This window comes from Flavobacterium sp. SORGH_AS_0622, assembly GCF_030818825.1.
GTDB lineage: Bacteria > Bacteroidota > Bacteroidia > Flavobacteriales > Flavobacteriaceae > Flavobacterium.
The window spans coordinates 4,282,086-4,298,246 of record NZ_JAUTAX010000001.1; the positions used below are offsets into that span (position 1 = coordinate 4,282,086).

Below are 16,161 nucleotides of genomic sequence, written 5' to 3' on the forward strand. Positions count from 1 at the left end.
TTAGTAACGCTATTACTACGTCAACTTTATCATCATAAAAATAAATTTTTCAGATATTGATTTCAAATCCAAGCTCTAATTTAAAATCTAAGCTTCAACGATAGTTAAAATCTCAATAATTAATAGTTATTTTATTAAGTATGGCAAAAAAGAATAAATTAAAATTAAAAGTAATTTTTGATACAAATGTTATCTTCACAGGATCCGCAAGTGATCTTTTACGAAATGAAATTGTGGAATTAATCAACAGCCATAAATCTTTAAGTGATATAGAGATTGAATGGTATATTCCAGAAACAGTGATAAAGGAACGGATATTCCAAATGAACAAAAGAGGAAATGAACTCCTTCCTTCAATCCAAAAATTAGAAAAGTTATTAGGCCACAAGCTAAACATTACTAAAGAAATAATTGAGGAAAAAGTTCTTAATATAATAGGAAAGCAGCTAGTTTCTCTGGATATACAAACAATTAAACTTGATACTTCAAAAATAGATTGGAACCTTATAATAAATAATTCTCTTACTCGACAGATCCCTTTTGAAGACAATGAAAAAGAAAAAGGTTTTAGAGACGCCTTGATACTTGAAGGCTTAAAACAAGTTATTGCTGTCTCCCCTAAAACAAAATCAATTTGCCGTATTGCTTTTATAACAGGTGACAATATTCTTAATGCAGCCGCTTCTACATTGGCGAGACAATTTGCGAATGTTGACGTGTTTTCTAGTACTAGCGAGTTTGTAAGCTTAATTAATATAATTGATTCAAAAATCACAGAAGTACTAATCAATGCAATAATTGAAGACGCCGAAAAACTATTTTTCGAAAAAGGGCAGAACAGCACACTCTATTATACTCAAAACCTGCGAAAACATATTACAGAGCATTTTCCTAAAGAATTAAATACTATACAGGATGGAGCACTTACAAGGGAAATTGGAACATGGTGGATTGCCAAACCTGGGTTTGAGAAAAAAAACAAACAGCTTCTCACTTGGAAAACTATAATTTCAGTCGATTTCAGTGATTACAAAATTACCTATGCAACTATGCCAGTCCGATCAGCAGAAGACTATTATTCGATCAGTAGACCAAATACTAATTTAGGGATGGGCTTAGGAATTGATACTTCAGCAAATTCAGTATTTAGAAATACCGAAAGTTACGGCATGATGGCAACGGGAAATTCATATCGACAGCAATTTTCACCCATTAAAGAAAAAGTAGCTGAGGGAAAGATAACATTTGAAGTAACATGGTCGGTCACCTTAGGAGCTGGTAATAAGCTTAAAAATGCAAAAATTGAAAGTGTAAATTTAGCTGATACTATCATTCAGTAGCTGTATTAAAGTTTGATTTACGGATTACCATAATCTTCATTCCCTTTTACAGCTTATAATCGCATCAAAAATCTTACAAATTATATAATTAATTTTCGATTATATACAAATAAGCATTAACTAACTAATTTCAATAATAATAATAATAATAATAATAATAATATCAAACAAAAGTTTTGCGGCAGAATCTCTGTAAATTGATTTAATAATTGTTGTATATCTTAATCAGCATTTTTGTTTCAGATTGAAGTCATTTTCTTTATCACGATAATCAACTGCTAAAAACATAAACCTCTTCAGGACTTGAGAAGCACAAAAATTATATAAAAAAAGTTTTTATTAGGTTTACGGAAAACCATAATTACTTAAAAACCATAATTGATATATTTAGAGCAAAAAAACTAACCAGCTCACTATCTGCATTGAATAACTAACAAATCATTATAACTAAAACATTTGCCATGATAAACTTTACTCAAAAACAAGAAATCGATGAAATTTTAGATACACTAGGTGAAAATTTAAGTATTACCGAGACTCAACATAACGCAGCCGTAGAAAGCTATAAAGCAGTTGGAAATTGGCTTACCAGTAAAGATTCTGAATTAGCACGTTACGATCCTGTAATTAGTCCTCAAGGATCCTTCATTATTGGAACTACAATTCAATCAATAAATCCTGATGACGACATTGATCTGGATATAGTTTGTGAACTGAATGGCAAGCGACCAGATTGGACGCAGAAGGATATTAAAGAATTAGTCGGTGAGCAACTTCGCAACCATAAAAAGTATGAATCTATTTTAGATGAAGAAGGCAGAAGATGTTGGACTTTAAAATACAGAGAAAATGGAAATCATAGTGAAAAATATCATATGGACATCCTTCCTGCAGTAAACACAAATGGGTACTCAATTATTTTAGAAAAAGCATATTCAAATCTAAAAGATCAGAGTTATGAAGATTTAGTGTTAAGTATTACAGATAACGAAAGAATTCCTGAATACTCAATATCTACTGAACCAAAAGATTGGCTACAAAGCAATCCTTTTGGCTATGCTAAATGGTTTATGAATATTGCAGATAATATTCAAGGCCAGAGAACAAAAATGTTTTCTTTAAATGAGTCTGTTAACCCTACGCCTAAATATCAAAGCGAAAGACTGCCTTTACAGAGAGTCGTTCAATTATTAAAAAGACATCGTGACATAATGTTTCAAGATTACTCTATTACTGATAAAAAAGAAAAACCGATTTCTTGCATTATAACAACACTGGCAGCTGAAGCTTATAATGGGGAAGATAACATATACGATGCATTTATTAATGTTATTAACAATATGGAAAATTACATTGAAATACGTTTTGATGATAATCTTCGAAAAAATATAAAATGGATTTCGAATCCAACAAATAATTCTGAAAACTTTGCAGATAGATGGACCGTAGATGGTTCAAAACGAGAACAATTCTTCTATGATTGGCTAACCAAATTAAAAACTGAATTTAACGGATTAGGAGATAACTTCAATAGAATGAACTTAAATGAATCCTTACAAAAATCTTTTGGAACTGAACCTGTAACAAAGACATTTTCAGACGTAGGTAACCGACGTAGATTATTAACAGAATCTGGTGGAAATTATGTAGATAGAAAAACAGGAGTAATTGGTGCAGCAATTGCTGGACTTACAAACGTTGCTAAAGTAAATGCTCATAATTTTCACGGGAATGAACAAAACTAAAAAACTTACTATTTATAACCAGTTAGCAGGACTTAGAAAAGACTTTAGTTTTGGAGAAAGTAAAATTATCGATGGAAAAAAACTTCAATGGATAGGAACTTTAAAATCATCACCTATTGGGGATAAATATACAGTAAAACTTACTTATGAATTTGGAAAAAGCCCTAAGGTACAGGTATTGTCCCCTTCTCCATTAAATCTAGCAAAAGGTAAAAAGAATCTACCTCACGTCTACGATCATAAAAATCAACGGTTATGTTTATTTTATCCTGACTGCAAGGAATGGAATAGCGCAAAATCCATCTCACAAACTGTAATGATATGGGCTATAGAATGGCTATATCATTATGAGTTATGGCTAATTACTGGAGAATGGTTAGGTGGGGGAACTGTGCATGGTGAAACTAAAAGAGATATTATTACAAATGAGGTTTGAAACAAAATTGAAAACTACATTGTCTGAATAAATTAACATATCATTGAACAAATCGTTTATTGTTTTTTATCAAACCAGCATTAATCAAAGAGTCTATCTATCTTTTAGTAAGACTAAAAAGCAAACTAGGAAAATTTAAAAAAAAGTTTTAATAAGGAATATTATGATTGACAAGAAATTTAGGGTCTTAAGTTTAGATGGTGGCGGTATTCGCGGTATTTTTCCAGCAGTAATTTTAACTGAAATAGAAAAGGAACTTAAATCGAAAAAAATTGAGAATTGGCAAATATATCAGAATATAGATCTGATTTTCGGCACTTCTACTGGTGGCATTCTAGCTTTAGCTTTATCACTTGGTATTCCGGCAGAAGAAATTAAAAATCTCTATTTTGATAATGCTAAAAAAATCTTTGGTGATAAGAAAGGTTTTTTTAAATGCATCCATCATTCTTCGCATGATAGAACAAGTCTTAAAAGTTTATTGGAAGAAGTATTTAAAAAATTTCACAACTCTTCTGTTCCCAAACTTAAAGATTGTAAAGTCGCTGTGGGAGTATCAATTTACGATTTAAGTATTGGAAAGCCCTCTGTGCTAAAAAGTCGTTATCACGATAGATTTACACGTGACCCAAATCTTCCTCTGTTGGATGCTGCTTTATCAACTTCATCCGCTCCCACTTACTTTGACCCTTACTCAGGAGATATGTATAAAGACCTGAAAGGAGATGTCTTACAGTTTAAGAATAAGGTTGATGGTGGAGTTTGGGCTAATAATCCTAGTTTGATAGCGTTAATTGAAGCTCAAAAAGCTTTTAAAAAAGATTTGATTAATATTAATTTGTTATCTATTGGTACAGGCGAAAGAATATTTTTAGAGCCTAGCAGAGAAAATAAATTTGGTATTTGGTACTGGATAAATAATAAGCGAAAAAGAATAATAGAGTTATTTATGCAAGGGCAATCCCAACAAGTTGAAAATATAATAAGTTTATTAAAGAATGGAATAGACAGGCAAGAACCTGATAATTTTTCTTATTTAAGACTTAATACGTTATTTCGAACAGAGGCAGAAAATATAGAGATGGATGAGACAGTTAAGAAGAGACTTGAGGAACTCGAAACTCGTGCATTAGAAGTGTACAAAGATAATAAAATACAAATTTTTAAATTACTTAATATAGACTTACAAGAAATATGAGGAAGGCATTCGATAAATTTAAGTCAGAATTATAATCAGCGAAACCTCTTCATCCGCAAAGATAACTCAACAGCGATGCTTTTTTATCACTAACTCTCTCTCGTTAAAACCGCTAAACCCTAAAGTAAAAAATAATCATATTGAAGCCTTATTTTTCAATATCTAGACCAACTCTAAAAACCTCATCCAACAACTCCATTTCATCATTAGGCAAAAGCTGCAAAGCCATTTCAACCAAAATCATAGCATCTGAGAAAGGTTTGGTAGAATTTTCGCTTTGGAGCATTGTAATACTTGCTTTTAATAAGGCAGTAACGATAATATTCAATTCACTATAACAAGATACATTTAGTGTTGCGGAAAAGGAATCACTGTTAGGTTTGAGTTTATTAAAATAGTTTCCTTTATTCATTATTTCTAATAATTCTGTTACGGCTTTTTGTTGTGTTTCCATATTTATAATTGACGTTTTTTGATAAGTCAAAATTGAATTATTATTCTGGAATACAGGTTATCACAGATGATAACCGCTCAAAAAAGTGAAAATAAAATTCAATAAAAAACAAAAAAACCTCCAAAATCAAAAATTGACTTTGAAGGTTTTTCACTTTATCTAAAACTCTTATTTATATTCGGCTTCTTTCTGAGCGTACCAATCTTTCATTACATAAAAAGCTTTCTTTTTAATTCCTTGATCGGAGATTAAACCTTTACGATTAAAGAAATCCTGAATATTTGGCAATTGTCTTCTTGGCGATCTAAAGTCAACTAAAATCCAAGGTGAAACTCCCGCTAAACCTTCGATGCGATTGAACATCTGCGTATTTTGAATATACAATTCTTCTTGATATTCTTCGTTCCAGCGTTCTTTCTTATCGCCGTGACGACCTTGTAAAGCTTCGCCGCCAAATTCGCTGATGATAACGGGCTTGTTATACGGAATTACCCATTGCATGTCTTTGCACGATTCGTTTGTTCCTCTGTACCAGCCTAAATATTGGTTGAAACTCACAATGTCTACATATTCGTTCATATTATCGTGAAGTGTATTAACATTGTTCGGACTTTTAGTTACTTCCATCGCCATACTGATTAAACGAGAATTATCTTGTGTACGAGCATATTTGGCCAACTTACTTAAGAAAATATCTCTGTCATCTCCATGCGGCGTTTCATTTGCAATTGACCAGATTACAATGCCGCAGCGATTTTTATCTCTGTAAATCATATCGTGCAATTGACGTTCTGCATTCGCGTAAGTGTCTGGATTCGTCCAAGAAATCGTCCAATAAACTGGAACTTCAGACCAGATCATCAATCCCATTTTTTCAGCCTCTTTTACCATTTTTTCGTTATGCGGATAATGCGCGAGACGAACATAGTTACAACCTAGTTCTTTTGCCCAAGTCAATAACGTAACAGCATCTTCTTCTGACCAAGCTCTTCCAGATCTGAAAGGAGCTTCTTCGTGAATGCTAATACCGCGTAAAAAGACTTTTTTTCCGTTTAACAGAATCTCTTTTCCTTTGGCTTCTATGGTTCTAAAACCAATTTGATCTGCAATATTTTCATCGGCTTTGCTAATCGTTACTTCATATAATTTTGGTTTTTCTGGCGTCCATAAAATAGGATTGGCTTTAATTTCAAAATATGCGATTCCTTTGGCATCAGTCGTAACGTTCTTTTTGATTTTTAATTCCGGAATCGAAACCGAAACAGATTGGTTTGCTGTTTCACTATTTAGTTTTATCCAGCCGGAAATTTTTCCTTTTTCTTTTTTATCCAATTGTACCAAATAATCTTCGATATAGGTATTCGGGACTTGCGCTAAAGTCACGTCTCTTGTAATACCGCCGTAATTCCACCAATCCATATTTACGGTCGGGACATTATCCTTATGGCGTTTGTTGTCTACTTTTACTACCACAAAATTATTGCCGTCCACTAATAAATCGGTTACATCAAAATTGAATGGTGTATAACCGCCAACGTGGGTTCCTGCCAGTTTTCCGTTTACATAAACCTTAGCATCGTAATTGACTGCTCCAAAATGAAGAATACCTTTGCTTTGAGAATTCTTTTGGTAATTGAAGTCTTTCTGAAACCAAACTGTTCCTTCGTAAAAAAACAATCTTTCGTCCTTACTATTCCAGTCAGACGGAATATCCATCGTGGCAGAAGTCGCAAAATTATATTCGGTTAAATCTGTGGTATTCCATGTCTTATTTTCGAAGAATCCGTTGTTTTTAAACGGCATTAAACGGTAATCGTAATACCCGTTTTCGAGCGGGTCTACGATATAACTCCATTTTCCGTTTAAGGTATTATTGTTTCTGGCAGAAATGTTGGAAACTAACGGAATTTCCTGCGCCATTGCTTTCCCCATCAGCAGAAAAGTGCAGCACAGCATTACAATTTTTTTCATAGTTTTTATTTTTAATTATATAGGTCTAATTAATTTAAACACATCACTAGATTAAATCTGTTCTTCGCGAAGAAAACCACAATCTTGTCATTTCTATCCCGAGGCTTCGGGAGAGAAATCTTCATTGCTGCATCGACAAAGAGTAGAAATCCTTTGAGGAGCTACTTGCGAAGATTTCTCTCCCGAAGCCTCGGGATAGAAATGACAATATTGCGAATAATATTTTGCGATTGTATTGATTACGATTTCGCTAAAAAATTATCTTTTATCAAAATAACGTGTCAGTTCGTAAGCATTATCGTTGATTATTTTCATTTCTTTTAACAAAGGCTGATACGGTTCAAATTTGCTGTTGACAATTCCTTTATTGGAATCTCTGTTGGAATAATCGGTAGTTAAATCTTCTGGATCGTTATCCATATATTTGAACCAATGCCAGCCAACAGAATTTTTATTTTTAAGTAATTCCAAAGTGAAATTCTGATAGAAAAGTCCTCTTTCTTTCTGCGTTCGAACCAGCCAGCCCGCGCCGGTATTATTGGGCAGTCCAGAATCTTCTCCTTTGGTGTACCATTCTGTAATTAAAAAAGGTTTTCCAGACCATTCTTCCCAATTGTTCATTAATTCCTGACTTGGCTCCCATTTTCTATAATGATTTATTGAAATGATATCCATGTATTTTCCAGCCACTTTAAAAATTTCAGGATTTGTCAATTCCTGTTCTTTATCCTGATTGAAACGACATCCTAAATAAAGATGGTTCGGATCTGCTTTTCGAAGTGCTTCTGTGACTTTCTTCATATAAGTTTCAAAATAAAAAGCGGTAAATGCCATTCTATCTTCCTGATTTACATCAGAAATGGAAGCATTAAAACCTTTTCTTTTGTCCAGCCAATCTTTTGCTGCAATATATCCTTGTTCATCTTTGGCCAATAAAGTTAAATGTTTATCTAATGCGTCGTTATACCAAGGAAGTTCATTATCAGTAAAATAACCCATCAAATACTTATCATTTTTATATTGAGAAACGTCTTTTACGGATTTTTCTACGTAGGCATCAAATTCTTTATCAAAAACCATTACGAGATCAAAACGGTAATTCTGCCAGCTGGCTTCTTTGTATTTTCCTCCGTATTTTTTAATATGATCGGAATGATACATTCCCATTGGCGAAATAATTATGGTATAAACCAATGGATTTTCCGCTTTTCGAACCAAATCAATATTCGACCACGCACCTACTCCATTAAATCCATTGTCACGAAGTAATTTTGTTTCTTGCTTTAACCAATTTTCTGGACTTCCGTATTTTTTATCAAATGCTTTCTGCTGATTTACAGAGCGTCCTGCGTTAAAAACTGCAACACCTTTGTAAATAAACGGATAGCCTTCTGGATCAATAATCCACCATCTGTTGTTTATTTTTTCTGTTCTAAAAAATCCCGTCGCTCCTTTCTGCCACATTTTGGAAGAGCCGTAAATCGAACTCGGCGCCATTTTTTTAGTCTTAAATCCAGGAAGTTTATCAATTGTTTTGGCATCGTAAGCCACCCATTTTGGATCTAATGCATTTTGTCTGGCTTCTACTTTTTGGTACGTAATGTTATTCTGTGCATTTGCAGTAATGAGGCTTATAAAACAGAACAATACATAAATGGAATGCTTCATTAAATTTGTTTTTTAATATGTTTAACACATAGAAACGTAGATTCTATTTTGGGCTGAGAAAGGCGCTCACATACACATAGATTTTGCTATATGAGAAACTAGTTTACTTTAACTCTCTCAAGTCTAAAAAACCTATGTCTCTATGTGTTTAAAAATTTTATTTAGATAAATAGATATGATCGAAATCGAAAGTGTAGTTATTTAATGCTCTAACATCTTCTGGATCAACACTTCTTAAAACTAAAATATCTTTGATTTTTGTTAAGTCTAATGACGGATTTTGTTTTTTATAATCAGCGATTGGAATTTTAACCATGTTCCAGCTGCCGTCTCTTTTTAATCCGTATAAATTACTTGTGGCATCAAATTCTACATATCCAGTGTTTGAAGCATCCTTCATTCTAAATCTGATTTTTCCAGTGCTGGTAGTTCTTACCGCCATATTGATATGCGTGTAAGAAGAAATATCGGTGAAATTTACAAACGATAGAATTGCCATTGCCCATTTAGCTTCTGCTGCAGGCGGTGTGGCTGGAAGAGAAAAATTTCTGTAAGCTCCTTCATAACCATCAGCAGCGACTTCTTTAATTACAAATTGATTGCTTGAAACCCAGTTTAAGACAGGAGCTGTTTTTGTGAAATCAGGATTTTCAGAATAAATTTTAAGGGCATCAGCCGGAATAACGATTGGCGGAGTTGCAGGTGTTTCAACTTCAACATTAAAAGTTTTCTTTTGGGTGGTATTGTCAACAAATGTAATTTCTAAAGTGGTTGTAAAAGTACCGCCTTTAGCATATTTTACCTCAACATTGGGTTCGATAGAAGAACCTGGAGAGCCGCCTTGAAAAGTCCATTTTACAGCACGTACTTTTGTTGACGAATCGGTATATGTAATGGTTTCTCCTGCTTTAACAGAGGTATTGGTGGATTCTGCTTTTAATTCTCCTTTTTTATAAAGATATACTTCGCGTACATCATCTTCACAGGAAAACAAACTTACAAAAAGTACTAAAAGGAAATATTTCAGTTTAGAGATATGATTTAGTTTTATAGTCATGGTTTTGTGTTTTTTTGGTTATTTTTTTTTGAGAGGTGGTAGATGGTAGAGGCAAGAGACAAGAAGCAAGACTTTTCAGCAAAATCTGCTTCTTTTCAGAATATAGATTATAGAACATAGAGAAAAGATTTTTCTAAATCTCAGATCTTGCTTCTTGCCTCTATTCTCTATATTCTATTTTCTATACTCTATATTCTACACTCTAAAAACTCTATTTCAATCCATCTAAAAATCCTTGATATGCTGGTTTCTTATTATAGTCGGCATCTAGAAGTAACGGATACTCTTTTGAATTCCAGAAACTTGTCAGCCAAGTATATTTGTCGGTTACGCCCCAAGTAGAAATAGCGAATTTTTGGGCTTGAGGCAATTCTTCGTACATCGTTGTGATGTATTTATAAGTTTCAGCTTGTTTTTGTGCTTCGGCATCTGTAAAAACATACGAATCCGATTTAGCTGTGTTTACTTTGATGTCTAATTCTGAAATGTGAATTAACAATCCTGTTGAAGCCATATCGGTAAAACCAGTTTTCATAGTTTGTCTGTTTGTATCTGTTGAATAGTGAAATTGATCTCCTACACCATCAATTGGAATTCCATTGGCTTTGAATCTAGTTACCATTTTTTTAATGGCAGCTCTTTTTCCACCATCCAGAACTACGCTGTAATCGTTGTAAAATAATTTAGCATCTGGATCTGCTGCTTTTGCATATTTAAAACATCTGCCGTAAAAGCCTATTGGGTCATTAAAGATTGGTTTTATTACGGTTTCATTTCTTAAAGCTCCGCCATCTGCAAAAACTTCATTTACAACATCCCAGCTTTTTACTCTGCCTTTGTAACGACCTACAACATCTGTAATGTAAATTTTGACTTTTGATTCGAATGCAATGGAATCGTATTTTGCATTTTTAAACCATTCTGGAAAGGAATCGTACCAGACTAAAGTATGTCCGTGCACTTCCATATTATTGTCTTTTGCAAAACCAACTAAATAATCGGCGGCTGTAAAATTATAAGCTGTTGAAGATGACCAAATGCTAGCCATTTTCATTTCGAACTCAGCCGTAATCTGGTTATAATGTTTTAAAACTGCATTTTTATAATTGGCTTCTCCTTGTAAATCTTTCATTTTAACCGCTGCTCCAATCTTAAACTTTGCCTTTTCTTTCAAGGTTTGAGTAATCGGATTTGGATTGCCTGTACCGCCGTCTTCATCTGCATTTATAAAAACTACTTTTTCGTCGTTGCTGCAAGAAGCAAACAGCAAAACAGTTAATAGACCTAAAATATATTGTTTATTTATCATCGTGTTTTTTTTAGTTTGATCCGGAAATCAAATTTTACTTTGTTTCCCGGATCGGGTTATTACTAACTTTAACCTTAACTCTTTGGAAAACATATAAAACATCGTTTTTCAAACTTGAAAAAGGCGTTCAATCTATGTTTTTATGTGCTAAATATTAATTGTATCCTACATTAAATCCTTCTGGTTTTCCCATCAAATCGATTTGACTTTGCGGAATTGGCATATTGATCATTGCAGGAGTCATTTTCAGTGGCACTTCCCCAGTAATAGTTCCAGACGGACTTGAACGGAAATATAAATTTTGTCTTTCTACCAAAAGTCCAAGTCTTTTTAAGAGAAACCATCTGTTGTTTTCAAATGCTAATTCTCTAGCCGATTCATCCAAATAATTATTTAAAGTCCAAGCTGTTAAATCAAAAGTTGTTACGGTGCTTTCAGGATTTCCGGTATAACCTCTTCTTCTCACTTTATTTAAATACGCAAGGGCTTTAGTATCGTTTCCTAAATTGTGATGAGCTTCAGACGCTAATAAATACGTTTCTGCCAATCTGTAATACATATAATCTTTATAACTGTTTGAAGTCATTGGCAGTTTTTCCGTATCGTGGTATTTTTTCAAACTCCAGTGCCAAGCTCTGTAATTTCCATTTGGAGCCGCGATTGCCGGATTTGTAATTGGCTGTCCGAACTTTGGATTTCCTGGAACATTGATTTTATAATCCTGATAATTATCGGAATAATAATAGGTTTTAAATCTCAAGTCGTTTGCTTGATCATAAAGTGATTTCAAATAATTATTTGGGTAAAACCAGCCTAAAGCCTGACCTCCGTACGCCACATCTTGAACCAATTCGCTGGTATTTAATTCATAAGTTCTGTGTGTAAAAACACTGCTCAGCCAAGAACCGCCGCCTCCGGCTAAATTATCATCAGGACCTAATAAAAAGTCTTTTTGATAGGTAAAAAGAGATTCTTTATGATTTCCGTTTTGTCCCCAAACATCTGCAAGAGCAACTAAACCGTGTGTTCCGTCATTGATAATAGCATCAAACTGCGCCGCTGCTCCTGCCCAGTCTTGCTGCCATAAAGCACTTTTACCACGAATATGTCTTGCAACACCTTGTCCGTAACGTCCTGGATCTACTTTAAAAGGAAGATTGGCAATTGCATAATCCAAATCAGCATCGATTAATCTATAAACATCTGCGTCGCTTGCTACTTTGTATTCTACTGGATCGTTAATATTTTGAGGTGTTGTTGGAATTGTATCGATTAGAATACCGCCATACATTTGTTTTAAATCCAAATACAATTCACCTCTAATAACTCTTGCCTGCGCTACTAATCTTTTCTTAGCTGCGTCATCCATTTGAATTGATCTTGCTGCAGTGATAATTGCCGAACATCTGTCGATAATCTTATAGCCCTGAATCCATTTTGAACCTGTGAACGACTGCGGATTATGACCTGTACCGTATGGTGTATTCCACGTTCTGTGCAATCCTAAATCCGTTGCCACCATAAAGAATACATTGGCCCACAAATCACTGTTGTCTCCAGAAGGCAGATTATAGAAACGCATCTGGTTGTATAGTGCATTAACTCCAACTTCTAATCCTGCTGGAGAACTGTAGACATAATCTACAGAAACTTGATCTTTTACCGTTTCCTCTAGAAAATCTTCGCACGAAGTAAGTCCTAAAGAAAGACCGAATATCAAAACAAATAGAAAATTTATATTTTTCATGATCTTGTTATTTTTTTATTTTATGAATGTCTTAAGCTGCGTTAAAAACCTACCTGTAAGCCAATAACACAAGTAACAGGTTCAGGATAATCGTATATTTCTTTTTCTGGACTATAAGACTGGTAATCTGTAATGGTAACCAAGTTGCTTCCTGTTACATAAAGTCTCATATTGCTTAATCCTAAAGATTTAATTGTACTTTCTGGAAATTTAAATCCAACCGAAACGTTTTGAAGACGAATGTATGAAGCGTCTTGTAATCCTAAAGTATTGATGTAAGGCGGATCATTTCCATCTCTTGGTCTCGGCCAGTTTCCTCCCGGATTCTCTGGTGTCCAATAATCTTGTTTGATACCGTTTTTCACACCTCTTAAAGATCCTCCCCTTACATAATCATATAAAAATGGATTGTCTCTTGTAATGCCTTGAACTGTGTAAATATCAGCTGAGAAATCAAATTGTTTGTACTCTAAAGCCAAAGAGAAAGTACCAAACCAATCGGGCATTTTGGAAGTGATCACTCTGTCCTGATCCGGATTTGGATTGGCACCATTTGACGGATCTGCATCATATAATTTGATATCTCCAGGATACAAAGTTGTTCCTGTAACGAGCGGAATATTTTCGCCTTCCTGATAAATTCCAACTGCCTTGTATCGGTAATAAACATCAATTGGTTTCCCAATAAACCATAAGTTTCCAACTGCATCATCTTCTCTTCCGTCACCATCTGCGTCTTTTCCGTAGATACTTACTATGCTGTTTTTGTTTTTAGTGAAAGTTGCTCCAACATTTAACCTGAAATCTTTCTTTTTAATTAAGTCACCGTTCAGAGTAACCTCCAGACCTTTATTGTTTACTTTTCCAATATTTGAAAGTTTCAAAGTATATCCCGTATTGGCATTTAATGTTTCATATATCAGCAAATCTGAAGTATCGGTATTATAAACCTCAACTGTACCTGTTAATCTGTTTTTGAACAAACCAAAATCGGCTGCAAGGTTGAGCTGTGTTGAGGTTTCCCATCTTAAATCGGGATTTGATAATTGCGTACCTGGCACATATCCTGAAACTTTTACACCATTAATAATATAATCTCTCTGAACGGCAGTTGCCATACTTTGGTAAGGATCTTTTGGCTGGTTACCTACTTTACCATAACTTGCTCTTAATTTTAAGTTGCTGATAACTGGAACGTGTTCTTTCATGAATTCTTCATTCGAAACATTCCATGCTGCATTTACTGCTGGGAAAAATCCCCATTTATTATTTGCTCCAAATACTGAAGATCCATCGGCTCTTCCTGAAACTGTGAAATAATATTTGCTGTCAAAATCATATTCTAATTTTCCTGCGAACGAAATAAGAGATCTTTCGTTTCCTCCAATTAAAGGTGTATTTAAGAAAGCGCTTTCTAAACCATAAATTCCTAAAATATCACTTGGAATTCTGCTTGCTGAATTACTAAAATCACTGTACTCCGATGAGGTAATTTCATAAACTCCAGTTGCATTAAAATGATTTTTTTCGGCTAAATTGAAGTTGTAATGCAAAATATTACTTAACTGATATTCTACATTGTCTTTATAAGTAATGCTGCCGCTTCCCTGCCCTGAGTTAGCAATCCCAGAAAGCGATTTTGAGGTATTAAAAGACAATGCTTTATAATTCCACGATCTGCGGCTTGCATTTAATTTATAGGTAAAACCTTTTGCCAGATTAATATCCAGAAAGACATTCATGATATCATTTCTATTCAATTCATTTGTGTTGGTTTCATAAACATCAATAAGCGGATTTGGTGTTTCTTGAATTCCTCCCGGAAGATAACGGAAAGAGCCGTCTGGATTATAAACCTGCCCTAACGGCGATGTATTTATAGCATTATTTAAAATGTTACCCACATTAGGACGATTTGATTCTGAGAATTGAAGCGAAACATTCATCCCTACTTTTAACCAATCTCTAACTCTTTGATCAACATTTACCCTCATAGCTACTTTATCATAGTCTGAATTTGGAACTACTCCTGAAGTATTAATGTAGTTGATACTCGAAAATATACTTGTTTTATCTGTTCCAGATGAAATACTCAAACTATGGTTATTGGTCACGCCTGTTCTCAAAACCAATTTTTCCCAATCAATATATTTTTCAGATTGAACAGATTCTAATTCTAATGGAGTGAAAACCTGATTATCTGGTCTGTAAACACCATTATTACTAGTTCTGTACGCTTCTCTTTTTAGCTGTGCAAATTCTTCTCCGCTGTAAACATCAAAGTTTCTATTGACAGTTTGAACGCCAGAAAAACCGTTATAGGCGATTTTTGCTTTTCCCGTTTTTCCTCTTTTGGTAGTAATCAAAATAACTCCGTTGGATGCTCTTGCTCCATAAATAGATTGTGCAGCCGCATCTTTTAAGATTTCTAAAGAAGCAATATCATTCGCATTAATATCATTAATATTTCCGATTACGATTCCATCTGCGATTACGATTGGTTCGTTGCTTCCGTTAATAGATTTTTTTCCTCTAATTTGGATTGAAGAAGAACTTCCCGGTCCGCCATCGGCCAAACTAACCTGAACTCCTGCTGCTTTACCTCTAAGCATTTCACCAACATCAGAAGTTGCTACCTTGGTCATGTCTCCCGGTTTTACCGATGCAACAGAACTAATTACGTCACTTTTCTTTTTCGTGCCGTAACCTACAACGATAATTTCGTCAAGTGCTTGAGAACTTTCTTTTAATACTACTTTTAAATTTTTCTTGTTTTCGGTATCAACAGAAACTTCATCCATTCCGATAAAGGAAAAAACTAACGTACTTTTTGCTGGGACGCTGATTGTAAAATTACCATCGAAATCGGTTTGTGTGCTTTTTGAAGTTCCTTTAGCATGTACATTTACACCCGGAAGCGGGAGTCCGGCATTGTCGACTACTTTTCCTGTAATCGAACTTTCTTGTGCACTCACTGTGGTTGAGAGAATACACATAAAAAGCAATAAAACTAGTTTTAGATAATTTCCTCCAAGAAAAAACATCTTTACATGTTTGTTTTTTTTCATAAGTTATTTTTTTGGTTAGTTAGATAGAAATCAGTCATGATTTATGTTGCAAATGTGACTAATAAATGAATTTTACAGGGGAGAAAAACATTCGCATTTGGGGGCGTTAATGTGTTTATTTGCGAATTTAATGCCCGACAAAGCCTTAAAAAACGGTATTCGTAATAA

11 protein-coding genes are annotated in these 16,161 nt (G+C 34.1%); 4 read left to right on the top strand and 7 right to left on the bottom strand.

The features are described from left to right. Positions 1-140: 140 nt before the first annotated feature. The 4 genes from QE431_RS18230 (at position 141) to QE431_RS18245 (ending at position 4,719) form a co-directional block, all read left to right on the top strand. The gene (locus tag QE431_RS18230) at positions 141-1,340 is read left to right on the top strand and encodes a PIN domain-containing protein (protein ID WP_307298876.1); all 1,200 of its coding nucleotides are present in this window, start codon (positions 141-143) and stop codon (positions 1,338-1,340) included. 461 nt (positions 1,341-1,801) lie between these two features. Beyond that, positions 1,802-3,085: a nucleotidyltransferase gene (locus QE431_RS18235; protein WP_307298878.1), complete on the top strand. Its 1,284-nt coding sequence runs from the start codon at positions 1,802-1,804 to the stop codon at positions 3,083-3,085. Then, positions 3,072-3,521 carry a hypothetical protein gene (locus QE431_RS18240; RefSeq protein WP_307298881.1) on the top strand — a complete coding sequence of 150 codons (450 nt, stop codon included), beginning with the start codon at positions 3,072-3,074 and terminating at the stop codon, positions 3,519-3,521. The genes QE431_RS18235 and QE431_RS18240 overlap by 14 nt, the downstream gene beginning before the upstream one ends. 163 nt (positions 3,522-3,684) lie before the next feature. Beyond that, positions 3,685-4,719: a CBASS cGAMP-activated phospholipase gene (locus QE431_RS18245; RefSeq protein WP_307298883.1), complete on the top strand. Its 1,035-nt coding sequence runs from the start codon at positions 3,685-3,687 to the stop codon at positions 4,717-4,719. A 148-nt stretch (positions 4,720-4,867) separates the two neighbouring features. Here QE431_RS18245 and QE431_RS18250 read toward each other — a convergent pair whose 3' ends face one another. The 7 genes from QE431_RS18250 to QE431_RS18280 form a co-directional block, all read right to left on the bottom strand. Beyond that, the gene (locus QE431_RS18250) at positions 4,868-5,173 is read right to left on the bottom strand and encodes a hypothetical protein (RefSeq protein WP_307298886.1); all 306 of its coding nucleotides are present in this window, start codon (positions 5,171-5,173) and stop codon (positions 4,868-4,870) included. 168 nt (positions 5,174-5,341) lie between these two features. Next, positions 5,342-7,144 carry a glycoside hydrolase family 2 protein gene (locus QE431_RS18255; protein WP_307298888.1) on the bottom strand — a complete coding sequence of 601 codons (1,803 nt, stop codon included), beginning with the start codon at positions 7,142-7,144 and terminating at the stop codon, positions 5,342-5,344. A 258-nt stretch (positions 7,145-7,402) separates the two neighbouring features. Beyond that, positions 7,403-8,812 (bottom strand): hypothetical protein, encoded by a 1,410-nt coding sequence (locus tag QE431_RS18260; protein WP_307298890.1) that lies wholly within the window; start codon positions 8,810-8,812, stop codon positions 7,403-7,405. A gap of 157 nt (positions 8,813-8,969) precedes the next feature. Continuing rightward, complete coding sequence (locus QE431_RS18265; RefSeq protein ID WP_307298893.1) at positions 8,970-9,869, bottom strand: hypothetical protein; 900 nt, start codon at positions 9,867-9,869, stop codon at positions 8,970-8,972. Positions 9,870-10,080: 211 nt separating this feature from the next. Beyond that, a complete protein-coding gene (locus QE431_RS18270; protein ID WP_307298896.1) occupies positions 10,081-11,178 on the bottom strand; it encodes an endo-1,4-beta-xylanase in 1,098 nt (365 codons plus the stop codon). 154 nt (positions 11,179-11,332) lie between these two features. Next, positions 11,333-12,925, bottom strand: coding sequence for a RagB/SusD family nutrient uptake outer membrane protein (locus QE431_RS18275; protein WP_307298899.1), 1,593 nt, complete (start codon positions 12,923-12,925; stop codon positions 11,333-11,335). A gap of 41 nt (positions 12,926-12,966) precedes the next feature. Then, on the bottom strand, positions 12,967-15,993 hold the full coding sequence (locus QE431_RS18280) for a TonB-dependent receptor (protein WP_307298902.1): 3,027 nt from the start codon (positions 15,991-15,993) through the stop codon (positions 12,967-12,969). Positions 15,994-16,161 lie beyond the last annotated feature (168 nt).